Raw genomic sequence first — 20275 nt, 5'->3', positions numbered from 1 at the left:
CGGGGAGATGGGTTAAGCTCTGGATTCGGCAATACGTGCCTGTAGCCAATTTTCAACCTCGCTCTTTAACCAACGAGAACTACGCCCCAGTTTTATCGGCTTTGGAAACTCCCCATCTTGTATCAACTTATAAAACCATTTATCAGTTAGTCCAGTTAAACGGGTTATAAATTTCATATCAACGAATTGATCATCTAATAAGGGAATAGCTTGAGTGCTCATTATTGAACTCCTGTCTTTAAAGTTAAAAGGCAGAAGGGATATCGATAAGTGTTTAGGGATATCTCTCTTCCAAAAGATATCCCCCTCATGTTTTTTATTGGTAGATTAACGGCTACATCCAAATGAACGCTCACCATCACCATAATATTTTGTATGTTCTTTGGCTAAGTAACGACAGCGCTGGTTTAATTCGAATATCGTACTTTCATTGTTGGCATTATTGTTATCTAGCCAAGTAACAGCGTTATCTGGGATATGAACTAAATAACGCTCCGTAGAGTAGTTAACACCAATTGCACTACACCATGCTTGTTGTACTAATGCATAAAGCGTTCCTTCCGCTCTAGTGTAATCACCTAAACTCCAATAGACGTCCTTATTGACTAGCAGCAATAAGTGATAGTGCTTTCTGCGATTGATTTCACCAAACTCTCTCACCCAAACATAAGATAAGGGGCATGAATAATTACGAGCCCATACTTTATTTTTGCGTTTTAGGTCTGCGCCTATTTTGGCTTTTAGGGATTCAATAAAACGAGTTATGACTGTTGAATCCTCATGGTAACAAGTTGTCGATGACGGGAAGCGTAAATCTACGCGAATAGCTGTGACACGATTATTGGTGAGGAGTGATTTACGGACTGTTCGGTCTATCTGACGAAGATAGTCCTCATTGTAGGTATAACTAGACATGATTTATTCCTTAAGGTTTTTTAAGTCATATCTAGTTCGATGGATGTAAAAAATAGATAAGTTAGTCAAGATTGTTTGAGTGATCTTTAGGTCTATAAAATGCCATTCTTACTCTATTAAATATATAACTATACCAGCACCGTTTTTACACACAGAAGTCCTGCTTGTCAGAGACTCAGTGACTCATCTCATTAAAAAGTACTCTGATATTAATTTTCTAACGCGAAATGGATAACAGCGTCACTTTCACAATATTAGAATTATTTTTTTAGTATGCTTATCAATAAAAACAGCACTATTGTATTAGTATAAGCCTAATAATCTATGTATAACCCTTTAAAATTAAGGAATGAAAGAACATGAATATCACGATTAAATCATGAATAAAAATGTGTTTTAATTAGCTATTTATTGGTGGTTTTAATAGTTTTTTATTACCGTATTATAAAATAATAATCATATTTTAATTGATGAAAAAATGAGGCTTTCATGACGATGAATTATTCATATATAGAGAATGAAATTTATGGTTATATGAGAAAGAATAAAGTTTTTTGTTACCTCATATGGCGTGTGTTGAGCAACAGCAAAGACGCTAATTTTTATATGTTCAAAATACGAAACTACTTAACAGATCTCACAGTTAAGGACGACTTTAGTAGTGTTATAAAAACAGTAACGAACGGTTTTTTTGATAAGAAATTTATTTTTGCACCGAAGAGTCATGAAGGGCGATATGTAGAATCTATTGAATATATTAACTTTGTTGTAGCTAGGCTTAATGCTTTTCAATACTCAGATTATGTTACTGATATATATAGTATGCTTGACTACTTAAGAAATGACGTAATTAAGAAAACCTGCCATTACAAGTACTTTGATTGGTTAAAACCATCCGATATAAAAATGTGCAAGTGGGCCTATAACTATCTGGTCAAAAGTAAAGCATTGACTAAAACCGAATATCAGGATAGTGAAGAGCTTTATCTTTACATTGTGACTGGTTTTTATTTATGGCAATCACCCCAAGATGAAAAAGATAAGCGCTATAAAAAATTACTTCTAGCTCGAAATGAGCGAAAACACAGAACAACTACTAAATCAAAAGGTTCGGTAAGGCCAAAAAAAACACCGAAAGATATTCAACTTTCAGCAGAGGCAAGAACTAAATTGACAGAGTTAGCCCTTAACTATGGTGTACCCGCGTCGGAGTGGTTAAATAGCTTCATTATTGATGAATATGAAAAAATGAAATAAATTTCAAATATATATCATCTATGCGAACTTAACATATATTAAGGTTGCAACGATGAATAAACTCGAAAATCATTTTCTTTTCCTCCCTAAAGGGGTTAAGGATATGTTTTTATCCCATTTGAATAAACTTATCAATTACTCCCCCACCATAGGCTTAATGGGTAAAACAGGGGCTGGAAAATCCAGTCTGATTAATGCTCTGTTCCAATCCCGTCTATCGTCTGTGAGTAATGTTTCAGGTTGTACGCGCCAAGCCCAACGCTACAGTATGACGATGAACAACCATACACTCACCTTTGTTGATTTACCCGGCCTGGGGGAAAGCATAGAACGAGATAAAGAGTACCACCAGCTATATCGTAACTTATTACCAGAACTGGATTTAATTATCTGGGTACTCAAAGCCGATGATAGGGCATGGTCTTCTGATGAACAGTGTTATCGCTTTCTCACTGAGCAATGTGGTTATCAACCAAACCGCTTTCTATTTGTGCTGAATCAAGCTGACAAGATAGAACCCTGTCGCCAGTGGAATGAACTGTCTCACCAGCCATCCTTAGAGCAAGCAGCTAACTTAGAATTGAAGCAACAAGCCGTGATAACAGCATTTAAGCCGAATCACCCTGTGATGGTTGTATCTGCAATCGAAAACTATCAACTGACTGTATTAGCAGAGCAATTAATACAGGCGTTACCGGTGCAAGCCAGTAGCGGGGTAGCTAGACAACTGAGCAGCACTTACCGGACGCAATCCGTAGAGAACTCTGCACGTAATGATTTTGGGCAATGCGTCAGTGATATCGTCGATACGCTGATAGACATCCTTCCCCTACCTGTCTTGATAAAAAGCACGATTGGTACAGTCAAAAACAGCATCGTTTCCGTCGCTAAGTCCCTGTGGAGCGTATTCTTTTAGCTTCTTAAATTAACGCAACATTAATGACATCTAGCGCCACTCCTTAACGGGATTGGCGCTTTTTTATTTCTTTTTAATGGAGTATCAACTAATGAATCATTCAACTGAATCTGCTATCACAATGGAATTAGTCCCTGATGAGCAACGCCTAGATTTTTGGTTCAACCATTTTGGTGCAGTAAAAGGCTGGGCTACCTTTGAAGTGGTGATCTTCACCACGATGGGTCAATTCTGCGACGAATATCATGGCGGTTACTGGGAGTACGGCGTGCTCAGTAATGGCGGTGCCTTTATATTCCCCGATATCAACGCAGACACCTTAACCCTATTCAACATGCACAACGGCAATGAAGCCACTGTGAGTCAAGAAGCGGCAGGGATTGTGGTGTGTCTGATCCTGTACAGCATCTGGTCGTTCCAAACGGAAAGCGAAGTGATGTGCGACCGTTTTTATCAATTGCGTGACTACGCTTCACAACATCCCGAATCCGCTGCCATTTTCCGCTTAATTGATTAATCAGGAGTCTATCATGAGTTTATTAGCTTCGCGTTTTGGCTCTGCTAACAGTATTCGTCGTGAGCGTCCACTCACTATCGAAGAGTTATTCCGTACTGTACCGAGTGTGTTTTCTGAAGAAAAGCACGATTCTCGCAGTGAACGCTATACCTACATTCCGACCATTACCTTGTTAGATAGCCTGCAAAAAGAAGGCTTCTATCCGTTCTTTGCCTGCCAGACTCGGGTACGGGATATCAGTCGTCGAGAGCACACCAAGCATATGTTACGGCTCAGACGACATGACCAAATCACGGGTATACAAGTCCCTGAAATTATTCTGCTTAATAGCCATGATGGCTCAAGCAGCTATCAGATGTTGCCGGGACTCTTTAGAGCCGTATGCTCCAACGGTTTGGTGTGCGGCGATGTATTAGGGGAAGTGAGAGTACTTCACAAAGGGGATGTGGTGGGGAAAGTAATTGAAGGGGCGTATGAGGTACTCGATACGTTTGAGCAAGTGGCTGAAAAACGCGAAAGTATGCAGTCGTTATTGTTACCCCCACCAGCCCAGCAAGCCTTTGCTGAAGCGGCTTTGACCTACCGCTTTGGTGAAGAGTTCCAGCCAGTCACACGAGAGCAAATTCTACAGCCTCGGCGCGTTGAAGATAAGAAAGAAGACCTTTGGACGGTATACCAACGTTTACAAGAAAACCTGATTAAAGGGGGATTATCAGGCAGAACCGCAAAAGGAAAACGTGCTCGTACTCGTTCAGTAAATGGGATTGATGGCGATATCAAACTCAATAAAGCCCTGTGGGTGATGGCGGATACTTTATTTAACCAACTCGCCCCTCGCCAGCCCAACTAATTTTCCCGCCCTGACAGGTTGTGTCGTTACGCCTTACTTTCTTATCGTTCAAATAAAAAGCATAACGTTATTTATCAATGAATTACTTATAGTGATTTTTCACTAAAAAGTCCAATGAGAATTTTTCCCAACAGACATAACCTGTCAATCCCCTAAGTTAAACTCCCTCACTTCTTAATTTCCTAACGCCTGTTATTGAGAGCAATACGTTATGTTTCAGACTAACCGAAAATATGACCGCATGGCTGTGCGACTCTCTGCGTTGATTGCCCGCTTAATGGCAGGAGAAAGCCTTGTGCTCTCATGTTTAGCCCAAGAGTTCAATGTTTCTGAACGCACGTTACAGCGCGATCTACGTGAACGCTTGGCTTATCTGGGGGTAGAAGGTCGGCAAGGTTGCTATCGCTTGCCCATCAATACACTAAAAGCTTATCGAGACAAAGATGTTCTTACCTTTGTGAAACAGATTGGGATGACTCGGTTGTTTCCGGGGCTAGATAGCCGCTTACTCGGGTTACTGTTAACCCAGCAGCCCCATGCGCCTTGTTTGATTTGGCATCATGCCCATAAGATTTCGGCTTTGCATGCCGACCATTTCTATCAATTGGTGTATGCCATTACCAGTAAGCAATCCATTAGCTTACTCACGCCTGAGCGTCGTTTTAATCCACTACAACCTTATCAACTCATTTATCGTGAAGGCCAGTGGTATTTATTGGCGGAATACCACCAGCAAGTACATGTCTTGTTGTTAGAGGATATCCAGCAAGTTCAATCACTCAATACCCCCTTCACACCGAAACACGCAGTGATGCAACTGTCACAACAAAACAGTTTTATCGCAGCCTTACCGCATTTTCGATTGATATCACAAGTACTTACCTCTCTTCCATCACACAAAGAAAGGAACCGACCATGACGTTATTAACCCCACCAGCATCGCATCCCACACATTGCCCTCACTGTTCTTCTGAGCAAGACATCATTGCATGGGGTACGGGCTGGATATGTCGCGATTGCGGTCACGAATGGGCCATGCCCATTCAAAGTCACCATCACACTGTGAATTCATCATCACATAAGGAAGCTTAAAAATATGAACACCATTTCACACTTACAACGGGGTTTAGAACGCATCGCTATTGTTATCAGTATTTTGTTATGCCTTTGGATCACTGGCGTATTGTTAACACATTTCCAACTTATCGCTCTCATCATGAATCCGTATGGGATCACATTGATGTACTTCGTTTTATATCTCTTAGCTTTGGTTACCCCACAACTCTTGGCGCAATTAGGCTTATGGGTTTTGAGTGCTTTTAAGGGGATTGACTATAAAATCCATTTCAATCCCAAATTAATTGCCATTATCTCGTCCATCATTATCGGATTAGCCCTCTCTAGCCTACTGATCATCATGTCATCCGGTTGGCTATACGGTTTTACTGAAGGTATCGCCACCACGATATTACTGGTTGATTTGCTTATCGCCACTGGTATTGCCTTTTATCTTCATCGGCGAATTCGTCACTGGATTTTAGTGCGACTTAACCGTCAGTCATCACATTAAACATGATCAGCAATTTTTGTTGTGGATACCTTATTCACCATTCACCCGATAACCATCGAATACGCCATATCAGGGAAAACCAAGCACCCATTAGACGGTGTTCATCAAGCGTCAATCTGACGTTTCTATTTATGTTGATAGGAATTTATAATGAAAAGATATGTAGTTGTAACTGTATTGGCCTCACTGTGGTTGATGACATCATCCGCCTCTGCCACCAGCCGGCCCCCTAAAAATACCATTTGGGAATATAAAGGCGATGGCGGTAAAACCTTATGGCAAGTGTGTGGAAGCCAAAATAGTACTTGTAGGATTGTTGGTTCAACCAAGCACTATGTTGCTATATTGAATCATAAATCTGCGTCAGGTTGCGCATTTGGTGATTTTTATATCGTGGCAAGAACTGACGGAAACTGGCAACAACGTGATACAGGCACTTGTAGCCCTAATGCTTATGTCCAAAAAGGATACATTAATAACGGGCAATATTCGTCAGTTGACATTGGTGTCAGCGGTACTATCGTCAAACGCTATCCGATAGGTTATTGGAACCAGCAAAAAGAATTATCAGGCAAGAATCGACCGCGCTGGAAAGAAAAAGATCGTACTAAAGGTGGATTCCAAACCAACCAACAATAAATAACATTCTCGCTACCGTTACTTGCGGTAGCGAGGACTATACAAGATAACAAAAGGTAACGGAATGAATAAGATAAAAAGTATATTTGCGATGAGTTTATTAGCAGTCAGTGCATTTAGTTTGGCTGAAGAACAACAGCGTTATGCGAGCATCACACATACCAGCTCAAATTTTATTAACCAAGGTTACTGTGGTTACTCATTTACCCTCGATAATGGTGGTAGCCATATGGTTCTAGACCATGCGGAGTTTGGTGCGCTTGAACTAACGCTGCGAATGAAAGATGGAAAAGGAAAAGTATTAGGGGATACGATACTGGAAGTGGAACCTTTTGGCGATTCTAGCGCTACTCGTGCCACGTTTACTGGATTAGAAATTCCTTGCGAGGACGTCGCTGAGTTTGAAGTCGTTAAAGCGGTGGAAGATCAGAATGGGCGTAAGGTTGAGTTACCGCTATCGATCTTTCAGGCTAATAATCCAGAGTTGGCTAAGGTTTCGGTAGCAGGAAAGTGATATGTTAGTAATGTTGATGGTTTCGTCAGCATTACTCTCAAACTATAAGGTTTATTAATTTAACATATTGAAGATGAAAGGATCACATGAAAATATTTAAAGAAATAAAAGAAAATATTTATCTAATTGTATTTTTATTATTATTGACCTTTAATTTTCTTATCGTTAATTTTAGCTTCCCACTTAAATACGAAATTGTTATTCTTTCTTTTTTTATAATAATTATACTTTTCTGTGTCCTGTGTTTTAAAATGGGATATTCATTTCTAAGGTTTTTAGTTATAGATGAAGATGAAATAGAAATTGATTACTCTAAGTTCTTAACGTTACTTTCTTGTTTTTCATTTTTATTACTATCGGTACTTATTAATTTGAATGAAGTGGGAATTGCTAGATATGTTCTTCTCGTATTTATCATTTTAGTGTTGTTTAATGGTGTTTTTTTCTTTTATGATCTTGAAAGAAAGGGGAATAAATTTATTTCGAGATTTTGGTTTTTTCTTTTATCAGTAATATCTATAGTATATTTTGTTGTAAGCGCTATAGCAGCTAGTTTTTTCATGAAAATAAGTAATATGGATATAACTAATTCACCATTTCTTGAGTTAATATGGACATTCTCATCCATGGTATTTATTTTCTTTTTAGTTCTTCAGCCGCTTTTGTATATATTCTTTTTGAAAATGGCTGGTAAATTGAAGGGAATTCGCTTCATGACTACAGTACTTCTTTTGGCTGCTGCTACCATCGTATTATCATTAGTTTTACGGTGGATTCCAAATTTCATGGTGCTAGCTCTAGATATTTCTACTGATTATGAGTGGAGAGTCTCAGCACATTGCGGTCAATTGGAAATTTCAGAACCTCAAGAAAGATACTTTGGCTTCCATGTTGATAAATACACCGTATATTTTTCTGATAGAGATGGAAAGTGGGGCTTTGAAGAGTTGAGATGCATCAAGGATGAACTTGGTGATGATAGATATATAAGATTACCTATAGATGGGAGCTCCATGCCTAAGTGGTTTAATGATTCCGAGAAAGAGTAAAGTAAAATACTTTACTTAAATAAGGTCTCTTACAGGGTATAATGCAATAATACCATGTTAAAGTTAGTGATGTTGGTCTGCTTACTAGAATCACAATTACCTGAATTGGATAACCATCAGAAAAAGTAAGAATTTCATCTGTTGGTACATGCGTTGGTATAAATAATTTTATACTTTTATATTTTAATTTAGATCATGAGGTTAAGTATTATGTATGAGTCCGGCCTTCGCACCATAAGAACATCAAGAGACGTCAACCGACGTCTTTTTTTGTATCTGAAATCTTAAGTTTACAAGGCTTTTCCCCGCTTTTCAGTCTTCCCAAGTATACTAAGGTCAACCCATATCGTTAGTGTATTTCGCTTAACAACAGTTAGTAAAAAGATTGATAAATCAAATTGTTGATGGTGTCTATAATAGCACTTGACATAATGACTCCCTCGTTAAGAACTAATGTTGGAATAATCAAAATAAAGGTATACTATGCTATCAAAATAGGCCTATACTGGTTTTATATACAGTTATTGGGTGTTGTAAATGATAGTAGGGTTTATTAATGATAATGACAGATGGCTTTTTAGATGGTGTTGTTAATGATAAAAAATAACTCAAAGTTCACTTTTATTGATTTGTTCGCAGGCATCGGTGGATTTAGACTTGCGTTGCAAAACTTAGGTGGGGAATGTGTATTCTCTAGTGAATGGGATGAGTATTCAAAGAAAACCTATAAGGCTAATTTTGGTGAATTACCATTTGGTGATATTACTTTGCCCGAAACAAAAAACGCCATACCTCAGATGTTTGATTTTTTATGTGCTGGTTTTCCTTGCCAAGCATTTTCCATTGCAGGAAAGCGAGGAGGATTTGAAGATACCAGAGGAACACTTTTCTTTGATGTTGCTGAAATTATTAAAAAACACAACCCTAAAGTCTTCTTACTTGAAAATGTTAAAGGTTTAACAAATCACGATAAAGGCAGAACACTCGCAACGATCCTCAATGTGTTAAGGGAAGATTTAAATTACTTTATTCCTGAGCCTCAAATTATAAATGCTAAAGATTTTGGTGTTCCTCAAAATAGAGAAAGAATATTTATTGTTGGTTTTAGAAAGGATTTGAATATTGATACATTTAAGTATCCTAAGCCTACTAATATTACCACTTGCGTGAATGATATTTTAGAAAAAGAAGAGGTATCCGTAAAATATTACCTTTCAACACAATATTTATCCACATTAGAGAACCATAAAAAACGACATGAAGATAAAGGCAACGGTTTTGGATATCAAATTTTAGATAGCAAGGGTATTGCAAATGCCGTTGTTTGTGGTGGAATGGGGCGTGAACGTAATTTAGTTATAGATCATAAATTGTCTAATTTTACGCCTGTAACTAAAATAAAAGGTGAAGTTAACCGTAAAGGAATACGAAAAATGACGCCAAGAGAATGGGCAAGGTTACAAGGCTTTCCTGATGAGTATGAAATTGTTGTATCAGATGCTCAAGCATATAAACAATTTGGTAATTCAGTTGCAGTTCCCGTTGTCCAAGCGATTGCTAAAGAAATTTTAACATTATTAGGTGTCAAATGAGTATAACAGGAAATATTGGTGAGTGGAGTGAGGTATATGCGTTTTTAAAGATATTAGGGGATGAAAAACTTTTTGCAGGTAACGAGTCGTTAGAAAAATTAGAAGGAGTGGTTTACCCAGTCATTAAAATACTAAGGGAAGAGTCTGCGGGTAAATTTGAGTACTCGATAAATAGAAATGTTGTGTTTATTACCCATGATGGTAGGGAACTGCTAAGATTACCTATTTCTGAGTTTGCTCAAAAGGCAAAAGAAACACTTGAAAAGATCATTGAGAACAAAAAACAAAAAAATACAACTTTTTCTATTCCTGAAATTGAAGCTTTTATGGCGGCTATATACTGTAAGTCTTTGAAAGCTTCCTCTAGAGAGAAAACAGATATAATTATTGTTATTCATGATGAGAGAACGAATCAGCAGCCAATGCTTGGGTTCAGTATTAAATCTCAGATTGGTTCTGCTTCTACATTATTAAATTCAAGTAAAGCAACTAACTTTAGATTCAAAGTCGATGGACTCGCTTCTTCCGATATAAAAAAAATTAATAATATACAAAATCCAAAAAAAATTCTAAATAGAATTGCTAAAATTACTGAATTAGGTGGTGAATTAACATTCAACAAAGTCGTTAGCGATACATTTTCAAATAATTTAGTGCTAATTGATAGTTTGCTACCCCAAATAATAGGGCACATTCTTCTGAGCTATTTCACTTCAAGTATTTCAAAAGTTAAAGATTTAGTTGAACAATTAGAATTATCAAATCCTATGAATTTTGATAATAAACAAAAACACCTTTTTTATACTTATAAAATAAAGCGATTACTTACAGATATTGCGGTAGGTCTACTAATGCCGACGAAAGTATGGAGCGGTAAATATGATGCTACAGGTGGGTATTTAGTTGTTAAGAATGATGGGGATATATTGTGTTATCATCTATATAATAAAAATGAATTTGAAGATTACTTATTTTTTAATACCAAATTAGACACTGCGAGTACAAGTAAGCACTCTTTTGGTGAACTTTATGAAGATGAATTAGGTGATGTTTATTTGAATTTAAATTTGCAAATAAGGTTTTTGAAATAATGTGATTATAATAAATAATTTTCACTAATGACGCCATAAAAATATGTCTGAAAAATATAAAAAATATTTTTATGGAAAATAGTCTTAAATTTATCTTTTAATTATTTAACTAAAGTTATAGATAGCCTTCAAAAATACCTAAAACATCATACATATTATATTCTGTTGTTTCTCGCTAAAATATGTCCATCACAAGTTGCTTTATTATTTACTCGTAAAATATCCTATTAGTATATTTATCCTTTTTTTACTTAAATATTATTTTTAATCACCTATCTAACTACAATAAATAAGAGTGACTGTCGGTGATTTTGATATAATAGAAAAATAAATAGAGTGCTATGATAGTAATTTACTTAAAGGAGTCATGTAGTTACGTGATCCTATTTTTAAAACCCAAGCTACTAAATACACGTTTAATTATATGAAAACTTAGCAGGAATGAAGATGACTAAAACTTATTAATATTGATAAAAACAGCGTATATTAGTTAAAATACGCTGCTCAAATATCAAGTTGGTGAATGGTTGGGTTTTAAGTTTCTTATTAACTAATTAAATGCAATGATGACTACGGCATTGCCAGTGTAATATCCAGGAGTTACCGTTCCTGATGCATGTAATTCAGACGTGAATGTAAATGAATTCGCCGCATTATTTCCAGAAATATTCATGTTTGCCCCATTCCAGCCACTTTGATTGTTAATTAATGGGTCTGAATAAAAGTTAGGAGTCGAATTTAAATATACATAACGCTCACCCGTCGTTGAACGAGCAAATAAGTTGATATTTGTAGCCTGTGTACAGGCGATATTGCCAGAAACTGAGTTTCTCTTACCATTTAAGCTTGTGTTACTGAGTGCCCCGTGACTAACAAAAGAAGGTAAAGAAATACTACATGTTTGATTTGTCGGTGGAATTTTACCACAGACACTACCAGGCCATTGGATTGCATTCCTAACACCCGCAGTTGGTCTATGGTTAACATAGAATAATCCTATACAAGTTGCATTTGGGCTATCAATAACAAATGATGCACGATAAGGGATCCCTTTTGCAGATCGAAAAGCCTCAGCGACTTCTTGCGCTGTTCGATATTGGTTAATTCGAATGCAGTTACCATAATCTAAGCAAGAACCACTCAACGATGGTGCGCCAGATGCATACAGAACATCTGGGCCTATCCAGCATTCTGTTGACCCATAGCAAGGGTTAGTTATACCACTTGCTTCAGACCAAGAAAGAATATCCATCTCAACACGAGGCCAAGCTCCAGAGGTCATACTTACAGGCATTACATACGCGATCGCATTGGCTGGGCGAGATGGGAATAGAGATGCTAACGCGATGATTAATAATAAAATACTCAAACGGCTTGTATTTAACATTCCGTATATTTTTGCTTTTTTCGCATACATAATGATTTACTCATAATCTAATTTGAATGTGGCACTCGCAGCCCATGAACCGAGCACAATTGATTTATTTTGCAATGCAGCTGGCTCAGCTCTCACATACGCTTGAAATCGTAGGTCATTATTATTTCCGGTATACAGCCCTTGGGTATAACTACCACTGTTAATTTTGATAGCTGCGCCAGAAATACTTTCAATACCAACTGCCACTCCGGATGCTTGACTTCCTGCATCTAGCGCTAGTAAACCAGGCAAAGCCGAACTTTCTGCGCCAATAAATGTGACTTTTACTTCATGGCCTAATGCTAAATCACAATTAATTAATCGAATGGTAAAAGGTTGGCTATTTGTTTGAGTATTCAGATACAGGTATTTATCCACTATCGTACCGAAATCTAATTCAATCGATTCGTCGCCTGGATAAACGTCACAAGCATCTTCAATCAACGTGCCATCAAATTCCACATTTGCAGAAAAGGCCATGGTGGTACCCAAAAACCATAAGCCAAAGGCAAAGGCAAAGCTCATATTACGTTTAATATTCATAGTGATGACAGCTGCCTCCTATTCAAAAATAATGGTTAATGTGCCTGATGCAGTAAAATTATCCCCAACGAGTTCGCTTCCCGAACGCATAACAGGAACCGCTGAAAGGGATGGCAGAGAAGCTGCATTAATCAAAAAAGCTTCATTCAATGGCTGAGGTTGGCCATTTTTCTGAATTTGAATTCCTAATTTGCCATTATTCAACGGTGTCACCGTTCTTAATGTCGCATTATCAAATCCACTTCCCGCCGGTGTTCCTCCGAATATCAAGCTGATATCCCACGGTTGTGTCATATCGCCAACACAATTTAATTGAAAAGGAATAGGTTGCTTGAAGGCGGTACCATTGATTTTTCGTACGCCCACTTTACCGAATGAAACTTTTATCGGGTCGTCATGGCTTAATTGGCAAACAGGAGGAATAATTAACGTGCCATCAAATGCCCAATTTGCTTGCGCTGAAGATATGGACATCACCATTATAAACCCTGCCATCCAATGCTTAATTTGCTTGTTATTCCACATAATCATTCTCACTGATACTCTATTTTCAGTGTTGCCAGCGCGGTAAAAAATCCGCCATCGGTATTCGTAAAATCGGCGTTACTGTTTTTTACCGGCGCAACCTCCAAGGTTGGCAGCGCTGTATATAACACATTGAAAGGCTGGTTAATAACTTGCTTAGCATTGTTCACATAAAAGGAAAGCCCTAGTTTTGGGTTACTCGTTTTCAATGCGCCATTGCTATTAAATGATGTATCATCACCGATAAGCGTGAGCTTTATAGCGTTTTTCGCTAGGTTTGTGCAGCTGAGTCTCATCGGTACAATACGCTTGTATTGGATTCCATCGATACGTGGGAGCAATATATCGCCAAAATGTATAGCTTCTTGTTGGTTGTTATTCAAAATGCACTCGGGCGGTGTCACCAATAATCGACCTTTTAGCTGGATACTAAGTGTTGATGCTTGGCTTTGGCCAAACAGGCTAAGCATCATGCAGACCGAGAGAAGATAACGGAATAATTTCATTGATATCATCCTATTGGTAATCCAATACCATCGTAAGATTGCCCGTAAAATCACCACCCGATGTTAAGTTTACCCCTGTAGGTTTAACGGGGACGGCATATAAAGAAGGTGAACTCCCATAATTAAAATTGAGTGTCGCGCCATTACTGAGTCGGGTTCCATCACGGTAAATGGCAATACCTAAATCTGGGAGATTGGTGGTCACCGATGAGGCACCATTAATTTGCCTATCAGTCCATTTCAGCGTCATCTTTAATGTATTTTTATATAAGCCATTACATACCAAATTGTAATTAATAGGTGAGCGCCCATAAGTGCCGTCAATCTTTGCCTGATGTATATCGCCAAAATCTACAGAAGTCGTTGTTGCACCGCCAAGGGTGCATTCTGGCTCACCGTATACTGTCACACGAATTTGAATATTAGTGCTTAAGTTTGCAGCGATAACTTTGTAAGAAAAGCTGAGTGAAATCAGAGCACCAAAGAGTATTACCCCTGAGAGGGCAAGCGCTTTAAAGCATATCGTAAGAAAATAAGCTTCTCTCATCTTCATGCCCCTATTCATAACTTACCTGGAATCTAATTAACGCCTGATAAGCCCCTGCATTTAGTTGGGCGGAGGTACGCACTGGCGTCACATAGTAAGTTAATTGGTTTTGCCCAGGTGAAATCAACTGTGGTGTACTGTACTCACCTAAGTTAATTGGTGAACGCGAGGCATCACTTAATTGCAGGCCAATTCCTTGAACACCAATAACCTCTGCCAAGCGCGGGTCTTGAATATCGATAGGCGCTAAAAAGCGAATTTTCATCGCTGGCATCTGCTGGCTCCACAACAAATTCCCCTGTGCAGTGCGGCTGCGGCTTTCGCCACTTAGACAATCTTCTAAACGCAGTTCAATCGCAACAGGGTTACCTGTTTGCCCGACATGTTGAAGCTGTCCTGTTCCCACAGTACCTAAATTAATAGTTTGATACGCTGATGACATTGCTAAGCGACAAGCACTTTCCGTCAGGGCTCCATGGACATATAGCGTGCCATGTGAACCATCGACATCCCAGTTATCAACTTTATTTAGGGCGGTTCCCATCGCCATACTACTGAATAAATTCAGCGCTAAACTTCCTAAGCCCACATAACGGAGCATCCTGCTTGTGTTTGCCATGATATTCTCCTGCTATCTCATCGCGCATTTCAAATCAGTCTATTTTTTTTCAGGTACCACATGGCAGCTATTTCCCTGACATGTAAACGACAACGTTGGACGACCACCATAATCATTGATATAGGTCAGCACAGGTTTATTACCTAATGCATCTGCACTGACGTTCAGTGCTTTGCTACTTTTGGGAGCAACCATCACTGGCTCAAATCCTGCGACCGTTTGTCCATTTTTGTTGGGGACAGCATCGACAAAAGAAACGTAATACGCAGTTGGATTATTAATCGTATATTGGTTACCTTGGCGCGTAAGAGTCACTTTTTCCTGCCATGGGTTATCCATTTGTTCACGTGTTGGAATAATTGATTTTGGTCGATAAAACAATTTGATACGTGTCTGTAATGCCAATTGCAGCGTATTCGGCTTATCACTTTTTGGTGGAATCTCACGCAAATTAAAGTAATACACAGATTCTCTGTCTTGCGGCAGTGAAGCAGCACTTGGCAGTGCTTGGATTTTGATTTGGCTTTTTGCGCCAGGTTCAACACGCTGCACTGGTGGTAATACCGTAAATGGGTCGCTTATTTTTTCACCTTTCTCGTTTTCCACCCAACCTTGAGCGAGATAAGGTAATTGTTTGTTTTCATTGCTGATATTTAAACTGATCGATTTCTCATCTCCCGTGATAATCGCTCGAGTTCTGTCTAATGCAACCGCCGCTTGAGCAGAAGATAGCGTTGCTGAAGTTAATACAACGCCAACCAACGCTAATGCTGTTCTATGGGCATTTTTTTTATTCATCATTTTATTTTTCATCATGTTATTCATCATATTGTTATCTTCTATGGTTAAGGAGCATTCATCTCTCTTTGCGTACCACCATTTTTATTATTTTTGTAACCAGCGACCTGATGACTTTGGCGCAGTTCTTTCAACAACAGGCACAACAAGTTCTGCTGCTTTCGGCATTGCTTCTAATGCACGGCTGGCTGATGGTGTCTTTATGGTCGCTGGCGATGCGGCTTTTGCTCCCGGTTTATGGCACGGTAATAACCAGCTTGCCTGTAAATATTCATCTTCTGGCAAGGTATCAGGGAGTGTGATTTCACACTGCACTTGGTCATCCCAACGGACTTGCAAGGTATCTTTTGCTTTTAAACCAGTGAGATAGGTATTTCCATCATCACCCACCATACCGACTTGTTGGCCACGGCCATTTAATACGATTGCTCCGAAAGGCGGTGTGCTATTGTCCGACAGCCTTAACAACGCCATTGCACTGCTTCCAGCGACAACATCAAATTGACGGTAACCAATCGCCCCTTCGGTTAAAGTACCTTGCTTTATTGATTGGGAGACTTGCGCTTCATCTGGTAATGCATTCAAATCAACACTAACTTGATTACGGTAGTAACTATTCACATCACTAATAACGGCTTGTCCAAAGCGGTTAGTACGTACAATAGAGCCATAACCACGTAACGGGATATTAGGTACACCATCGGTATCAACAAATATGCGAGTACCGCCAATTTGGCTGCTACGATGTAGTACGGCGCCTTTTTCCGTTGCTGTGAAGCCACCTTGTAAAGAGAATCCCGCTGACCGATAACGGTCTTGCTGGTAAGTTGCATTCGCATTGAGCTGTGTTAAATCTCCTTGATGGGTGTAATAGCCACTCACGAGTGCACCTGAACGCGCCCACCCCGTACTTAGTTGATAATTATTTCTTTCATCGATAGTGCTGTAGTAATTCACACGCTGTGAGTTATCATTTTTATCCCAGCTACTGTTGTAACTAACAGAGCTTTTTTCTCCCCAAGGCACCGTGAGTGACGCATATACGCCATCATCATTACTTTCACGATAACGATTTCGATATGCCGTCAAGTTGAGGCTAAGATTCTTCCATTTACCAATATCAAAATAGCGCGCTAATGAAATGCTATAGCGGTCATTATCAGGCTGATCCCAATAGGTTTGATGGTAATAGTTGATAAATGCACTTAGCCCTAACTCTGAAAATTGTTGGTTATAAGAGATGGTATACATTTCTTTGCTGTTGTATTGGCGAGCACCTGTTTCCTGCGCATCCAAATACTCAGACATACTCATAAAACCTTGTTCAGAGAATCGATATCCTGCAAATGTCACTTGGCTGTTATAAGTGTCAAAACGCTTTGAGTAACTTAAACGGTATGAACTTCCTCGATGCGTTTTATTTCCAATATCACTTAAGTTGGTTAAATGTGCTCTGGCATGAGTGATATCAAATGATAATGCACCAAATACCATTAAGTCACGACCAATCCCTATAGCTGCGGATGCATAGTTTTCCGCACCAATTCCACCACCATACAGTGACCAGCCGTTGTTAACCCCCCAAGAGAATTCGCCACTTGCAAAAGTATCGCCGCTCACATGGTGACGCCAATTTGTTGGGCGTCCAGCGGCTAATTTGTAGCGCAGTTGTCCTGGTCGTGTTAAATAGGGAACACTTGCAGTATTTACAGTGAAATTCTGTGTTGAACCGTCTTGTTCTTTAACTTCAACATCGATTTGCCCAGCTAATGCATCGTTCAAGTCTTGGATACGAAATGGGCCCGCAGCGACTTGAGTTTGATAAATAATTCGTCCTTGCTGGCTCACAATAACTGTCGCATTACTTTTTGCGACCCCAGTAATTTCTGGTGCGTATCCACGCAGATTAGGCGGTAGCATATTGGTATCAGTAACCAAGCTAAGCCCTGTAAATCTGAAACTATCAAAAATATCAGAGGTTAAATAATCTTCACCTAAGGTGAGTTTTGCGCCTAATGATTTGATGGCTCGGTAGAAATAATAACGAGTCCAATCTAAGGACGTAGTTGTACTTTGCCCTTGTTGCTTATCAATGCGCATTTGCCAGTCTGCACGAACACGCCAAGCGCCCAAGTTAACACCAGCAACACCATTACCGCTGGTACTGTAGTTGGTTTGTTGTCCTGAACGAGTTTGTTGGCCGACTTGGGCATTGAGGTTGTAATCAAATAGTGCACCAGGTAAGCCTTCTTCCCAGCGAGCAGGGGGATCCCAATTCTCAGCGGTATATTCGAGGTAGGCTTGCGGCAAACTAATGTACATAGCGGATGTCGCAAGATCAGCTTTAACCTCAGTTCCTGGTAAACTTTCAAGTGATAAACACTGCCCATCGTGCCACCACTTTAATGTCGACATCAACTCAGGCTTGATACCAAATTTTTCAACTAAAGTGGGGCTCAGACAAGGTAGGCTTTCATCCGATTTATCTTCAGGTGCATAATAAAAGACAGTTTCTTCAGGCATACTTTGCTTATTTAAGAAAACTGTAAAACTGTATTCGCCAGGCATGAGGTAGCCAGGGCGTGAAAATTGGCTTAAATCAATGTTGCTACGATCATTGACGTCTAGCATTTCCATATTAAATTTAATATCGGATGCGTGACCACCAAAGCTAATTGCCAATGCGACTAAAAGCCCTAATCTGCAAGGCCGAGTTATCCGTAACACAGGCGTGTGAATGAAATTCAGGGTCATCATCTCGACCTTCTTTTGCGTTCTTTTATCCGTAATGTCATTTCGCTCGTGAAGCTCACCTGTTAAAGGCGATCTTCATTGATGAGAGGAACCGACTATTCATAATCCAGTTTGAAACGTAATTGACTGTAGTATTGACCTGATGCTAATGGGCGATTATTCGCCACCAATCGCAGCCGATAGGTGAGATCTTTTGTTCCTGCCGTCAGTGAATTCACGGACATTCCTTGGCCTGGTATGGCAATTTCACCATCCCCCTCACGTTGAATTTGTAATCCAACACCTTGAGCTTGTCCGTTAACACCAAATAACCCTCTATCATGGGAGCCATCAAATGTTATACGAAAGTATTGCCAATTCGGCTTATCAGGATTTTGGCGTTCAAGAACACAATTCACTAATCGGATAACAAAAGGGCGAGCAGGTCCTTGCCCATCACGGCGAATTTGAGTCAGTGCAATACTTCCCATATCAATAGTTTGATCACGGCTGCCGACATCAATAGCACATGCTGTTTCAATAATGCTTCCATTCATATTCACTGAGCCTTGAGCCTTTGCAGTTGATACCGCGGTTAACAGGCTTAAACTTAAGATCAATGAAAACATTCCAAAGGTTATCGAATTATTCATTGCTTCCTCTCTTACACTCAATTCAGTCGAAATGAGCCAACAAATGAATTTTGTTGGCTCAGGATGAATTACTCGTAAGACAGAGTGAAATCCGCTACTGAGCTAAAGTCACCAGCAGTGATCGTACTGATATCGCCACCATTACCTTTTAAGTAAGCTGCGAAATTCAAGGTGTTATTACCATTTTGAATTTGTTGGAATGGTGCCGCTGTTCCTAAAGTCACCACATTACCGCTACCATTAGTGATCTGAACCCCCGCACCAGCACCAGTACCAACAATACCTAATGTTTTATTGGTATTGTCGAAAGATGCAGCAGCACCACTAAAGGTTAATTGAACGCCTTTAGTCAGTTTCGTGATATCACAGTTTTCTAAAGTAATTTCAAATGGACGTGGCGTTGATTTACCACCATCAACTAATGCCATATTAGAAATTTGGCCTAATTCAACAGTTTGGTCGATTGAGTTAGGAGAGATTGAGCATGGAGCATCGATAATAGCGCCTTTAAACGTTACTTTACCGTGACCTTGATCTGCTGCATTTGCTGCAGAAGCTAATCCCAGAGCCATAAAAGTTGCCATTGCAATAGATTTCATTTTCATGAATATAAAGTCCTATGTTTTTGTTAAATAAAGAATGAGTGTCAGTTTTCATTGCTCATTGCAGACACTCTATTTGCAATGAACTGGAAAAAGCAAAGCCCGAGGACTTGATTCAAAAAAATCAAATCCTAATAAATAAAATTGAGTTATTAATTAAAAATTAAAATCAAAAAATATATTTAGTCGTCTGTTAAAAAAACTTGAATTGGCACCTTAAATAACTCTGAAAACTGAGCTAGAAAATCAATGTTTATATGGTTTGCGCCTGATTCATAACGAGAAATTTGTTGCTGGCTTACGCCAATATATTGCCCTAACTCCTCAGCGGTTAATTTCATTTCCTTTCTATATTTTTTTATTTTCTTTCCGACAATAATATTAAATTTTTGTGTTTTTGTGATTATTAACATAATGTCAAA

The 20275-nt window shown here is 39.0% G+C and carries 25 protein-coding genes; 12 read left to right on the top strand and 13 right to left on the bottom strand.

Features of this window, described 5'->3' with window-relative positions:
* Nucleotides 1–12 precede the first annotated feature (12 nt).
* Together M1F05_RS19005 and M1F05_RS19000 are read right to left on the bottom strand one after the other, a co-directional pair.
* The gene (locus M1F05_RS19005) at nt 13–222 is read right to left on the bottom strand and encodes a helix-turn-helix transcriptional regulator (protein WP_066749988.1); all 210 of its coding nucleotides are present in this window, start codon (nt 220–222) and stop codon (nt 13–15) included.
* 105 nt (nt 223–327) lie between these two features.
* On the bottom strand, nt 328–915 hold the full coding sequence (locus M1F05_RS19000) for an inovirus Gp2 family protein (RefSeq protein ID WP_154637196.1): 588 nt from the start codon (nt 913–915) through the stop codon (nt 328–330).
* Nucleotides 916–1404: 489 nt separating this feature from the next.
* Here M1F05_RS19000 and M1F05_RS18995 point away from each other — a divergent pair, with 489 nt between their 5' ends.
* The 12 genes from M1F05_RS18995 to M1F05_RS18940 all read left to right on the top strand — a co-directional run bounded on the left by M1F05_RS18995 (nt 1405) and on the right by M1F05_RS18940 (nt 10910).
* Nucleotides 1405–2172 (top strand): hypothetical protein, encoded by a 768-nt coding sequence (locus M1F05_RS18995; protein ID WP_154637195.1) that lies wholly within the window; start codon nt 1405–1407, stop codon nt 2170–2172.
* 52 nt (nt 2173–2224) lie between these two features.
* Complete coding sequence (locus M1F05_RS18990) at nt 2225–3088, top strand: GTPase family protein (protein ID WP_154637194.1); 864 nt, start codon at nt 2225–2227, stop codon at nt 3086–3088.
* A 91-nt stretch (nt 3089–3179) separates the two neighbouring features.
* On the top strand, nt 3180–3605 hold the full coding sequence (locus M1F05_RS18985) for an antirestriction protein (protein ID WP_154637193.1): 426 nt from the start codon (nt 3180–3182) through the stop codon (nt 3603–3605).
* Nucleotides 3606–3618: 13 nt separating this feature from the next.
* Nucleotides 3619–4455, top strand: a complete 837-nt coding sequence (locus tag M1F05_RS18980; protein ID WP_154637192.1) for a DUF932 domain-containing protein — start codon at nt 3619–3621, stop codon at nt 4453–4455.
* A 211-nt stretch (nt 4456–4666) separates the two neighbouring features.
* Nucleotides 4667–5374: a helix-turn-helix transcriptional regulator gene (locus M1F05_RS18975; protein ID WP_210815398.1), complete on the top strand. Its 708-nt coding sequence runs from the start codon at nt 4667–4669 to the stop codon at nt 5372–5374.
* Nucleotides 5371–5547 carry a hypothetical protein gene (locus M1F05_RS18970; RefSeq protein WP_210815399.1) on the top strand — a complete coding sequence of 59 codons (177 nt, stop codon included), beginning with the start codon at nt 5371–5373 and terminating at the stop codon, nt 5545–5547. Before M1F05_RS18975 ends, M1F05_RS18970 begins: the two co-directional genes overlap by 4 nt.
* A gap of 4 nt (nt 5548–5551) precedes the next feature.
* Nucleotides 5552–6025 carry a hypothetical protein gene (locus M1F05_RS18965; RefSeq protein ID WP_154637181.1) on the top strand — a complete coding sequence of 158 codons (474 nt, stop codon included), beginning with the start codon at nt 5552–5554 and terminating at the stop codon, nt 6023–6025.
* Between the two features lie 150 nt (nt 6026–6175).
* Nucleotides 6176–6664 (top strand): hypothetical protein, encoded by a 489-nt coding sequence (locus M1F05_RS18960; protein WP_154637182.1) that lies wholly within the window; start codon nt 6176–6178, stop codon nt 6662–6664.
* A 64-nt stretch (nt 6665–6728) separates the two neighbouring features.
* A complete protein-coding gene (locus tag M1F05_RS18955; protein WP_154637183.1) occupies nt 6729–7178 on the top strand; it encodes an IrmA family protein in 450 nt (149 codons plus the stop codon).
* Nucleotides 7179–7264: 86 nt separating this feature from the next.
* On the top strand, nt 7265–8227 hold the full coding sequence (locus M1F05_RS18950; RefSeq protein WP_210815400.1) for a hypothetical protein: 963 nt from the start codon (nt 7265–7267) through the stop codon (nt 8225–8227).
* A 593-nt stretch (nt 8228–8820) separates the two neighbouring features.
* On the top strand, nt 8821–9819 hold the full coding sequence (locus M1F05_RS18945) for a DNA cytosine methyltransferase (protein ID WP_241016802.1): 999 nt from the start codon (nt 8821–8823) through the stop codon (nt 9817–9819).
* Entirely contained in the window at nt 9816–10910 is a 1095-nt protein-coding gene (locus M1F05_RS18940; protein WP_318825898.1) for an HpaII family restriction endonuclease, read from the top strand. Before M1F05_RS18945 ends, M1F05_RS18940 begins: the two co-directional genes overlap by 4 nt.
* A gap of 550 nt (nt 10911–11460) precedes the next feature.
* On the opposite strand, the gene M1F05_RS18935 is transcribed toward M1F05_RS18940, so the two are convergent.
* From M1F05_RS18935 to M1F05_RS18885, 11 genes are all read right to left on the bottom strand, one after another.
* Nucleotides 11461–12327 (bottom strand): hypothetical protein, encoded by an 867-nt coding sequence (locus M1F05_RS18935; protein ID WP_206083301.1) that lies wholly within the window; start codon nt 12325–12327, stop codon nt 11461–11463.
* A 6-nt stretch (nt 12328–12333) separates the two neighbouring features.
* A complete protein-coding gene (locus M1F05_RS18930; RefSeq protein ID WP_206083302.1) occupies nt 12334–12870 on the bottom strand; it encodes a fimbrial protein in 537 nt (178 codons plus the stop codon).
* Nucleotides 12871–12888: 18 nt separating this feature from the next.
* Entirely contained in the window at nt 12889–13401 is a 513-nt protein-coding gene (locus tag M1F05_RS18925; protein ID WP_206083786.1) for a fimbrial protein, read from the bottom strand.
* A 2-nt stretch (nt 13402–13403) separates the two neighbouring features.
* Nucleotides 13404–13901, bottom strand: a complete 498-nt coding sequence (locus M1F05_RS18920; protein WP_241016803.1) for a fimbrial protein — start codon at nt 13899–13901, stop codon at nt 13404–13406.
* Between the two features lie 10 nt (nt 13902–13911).
* Nucleotides 13912–14448 carry a fimbrial protein gene (locus M1F05_RS18915; protein ID WP_241016804.1) on the bottom strand — a complete coding sequence of 179 codons (537 nt, stop codon included), beginning with the start codon at nt 14446–14448 and terminating at the stop codon, nt 13912–13914.
* Between the two features lie 10 nt (nt 14449–14458).
* The gene (locus M1F05_RS18910; RefSeq protein ID WP_206083304.1) at nt 14459–15067 is read right to left on the bottom strand and encodes a fimbrial protein; all 609 of its coding nucleotides are present in this window, start codon (nt 15065–15067) and stop codon (nt 14459–14461) included.
* A 39-nt stretch (nt 15068–15106) separates the two neighbouring features.
* Entirely contained in the window at nt 15107–15895 is a 789-nt protein-coding gene (locus tag M1F05_RS18905; protein ID WP_206083305.1) for a fimbria/pilus periplasmic chaperone, read from the bottom strand.
* A 57-nt stretch (nt 15896–15952) separates the two neighbouring features.
* Entirely contained in the window at nt 15953–18622 is a 2670-nt protein-coding gene (locus M1F05_RS18900; protein ID WP_206083306.1) for an outer membrane usher protein, read from the bottom strand.
* A gap of 92 nt (nt 18623–18714) precedes the next feature.
* Nucleotides 18715–19251, bottom strand: coding sequence for a fimbrial protein (locus tag M1F05_RS18895; RefSeq protein WP_206083307.1), 537 nt, complete (start codon nt 19249–19251; stop codon nt 18715–18717).
* Nucleotides 19252–19319: 68 nt separating this feature from the next.
* Nucleotides 19320–19856, bottom strand: coding sequence for a fimbrial protein (locus M1F05_RS18890; protein WP_206083308.1), 537 nt, complete (start codon nt 19854–19856; stop codon nt 19320–19322).
* Between the two features lie 179 nt (nt 19857–20035).
* On the bottom strand, nt 20036–20266 hold the full coding sequence (locus tag M1F05_RS18885; protein ID WP_206083309.1) for a helix-turn-helix domain-containing protein: 231 nt from the start codon (nt 20264–20266) through the stop codon (nt 20036–20038).
* Between the last annotated feature and the right edge of the window lie 9 nt (nt 20267–20275).

Source organism: Providencia sp. PROV252, assembly GCF_033676005.1.
GTDB classification, from domain to species: domain Bacteria; phylum Pseudomonadota; class Gammaproteobacteria; order Enterobacterales; family Enterobacteriaceae; genus Providencia; species Providencia vermicola.
This window is presented reverse-complemented; position numbering and strand designations above follow the sequence as displayed.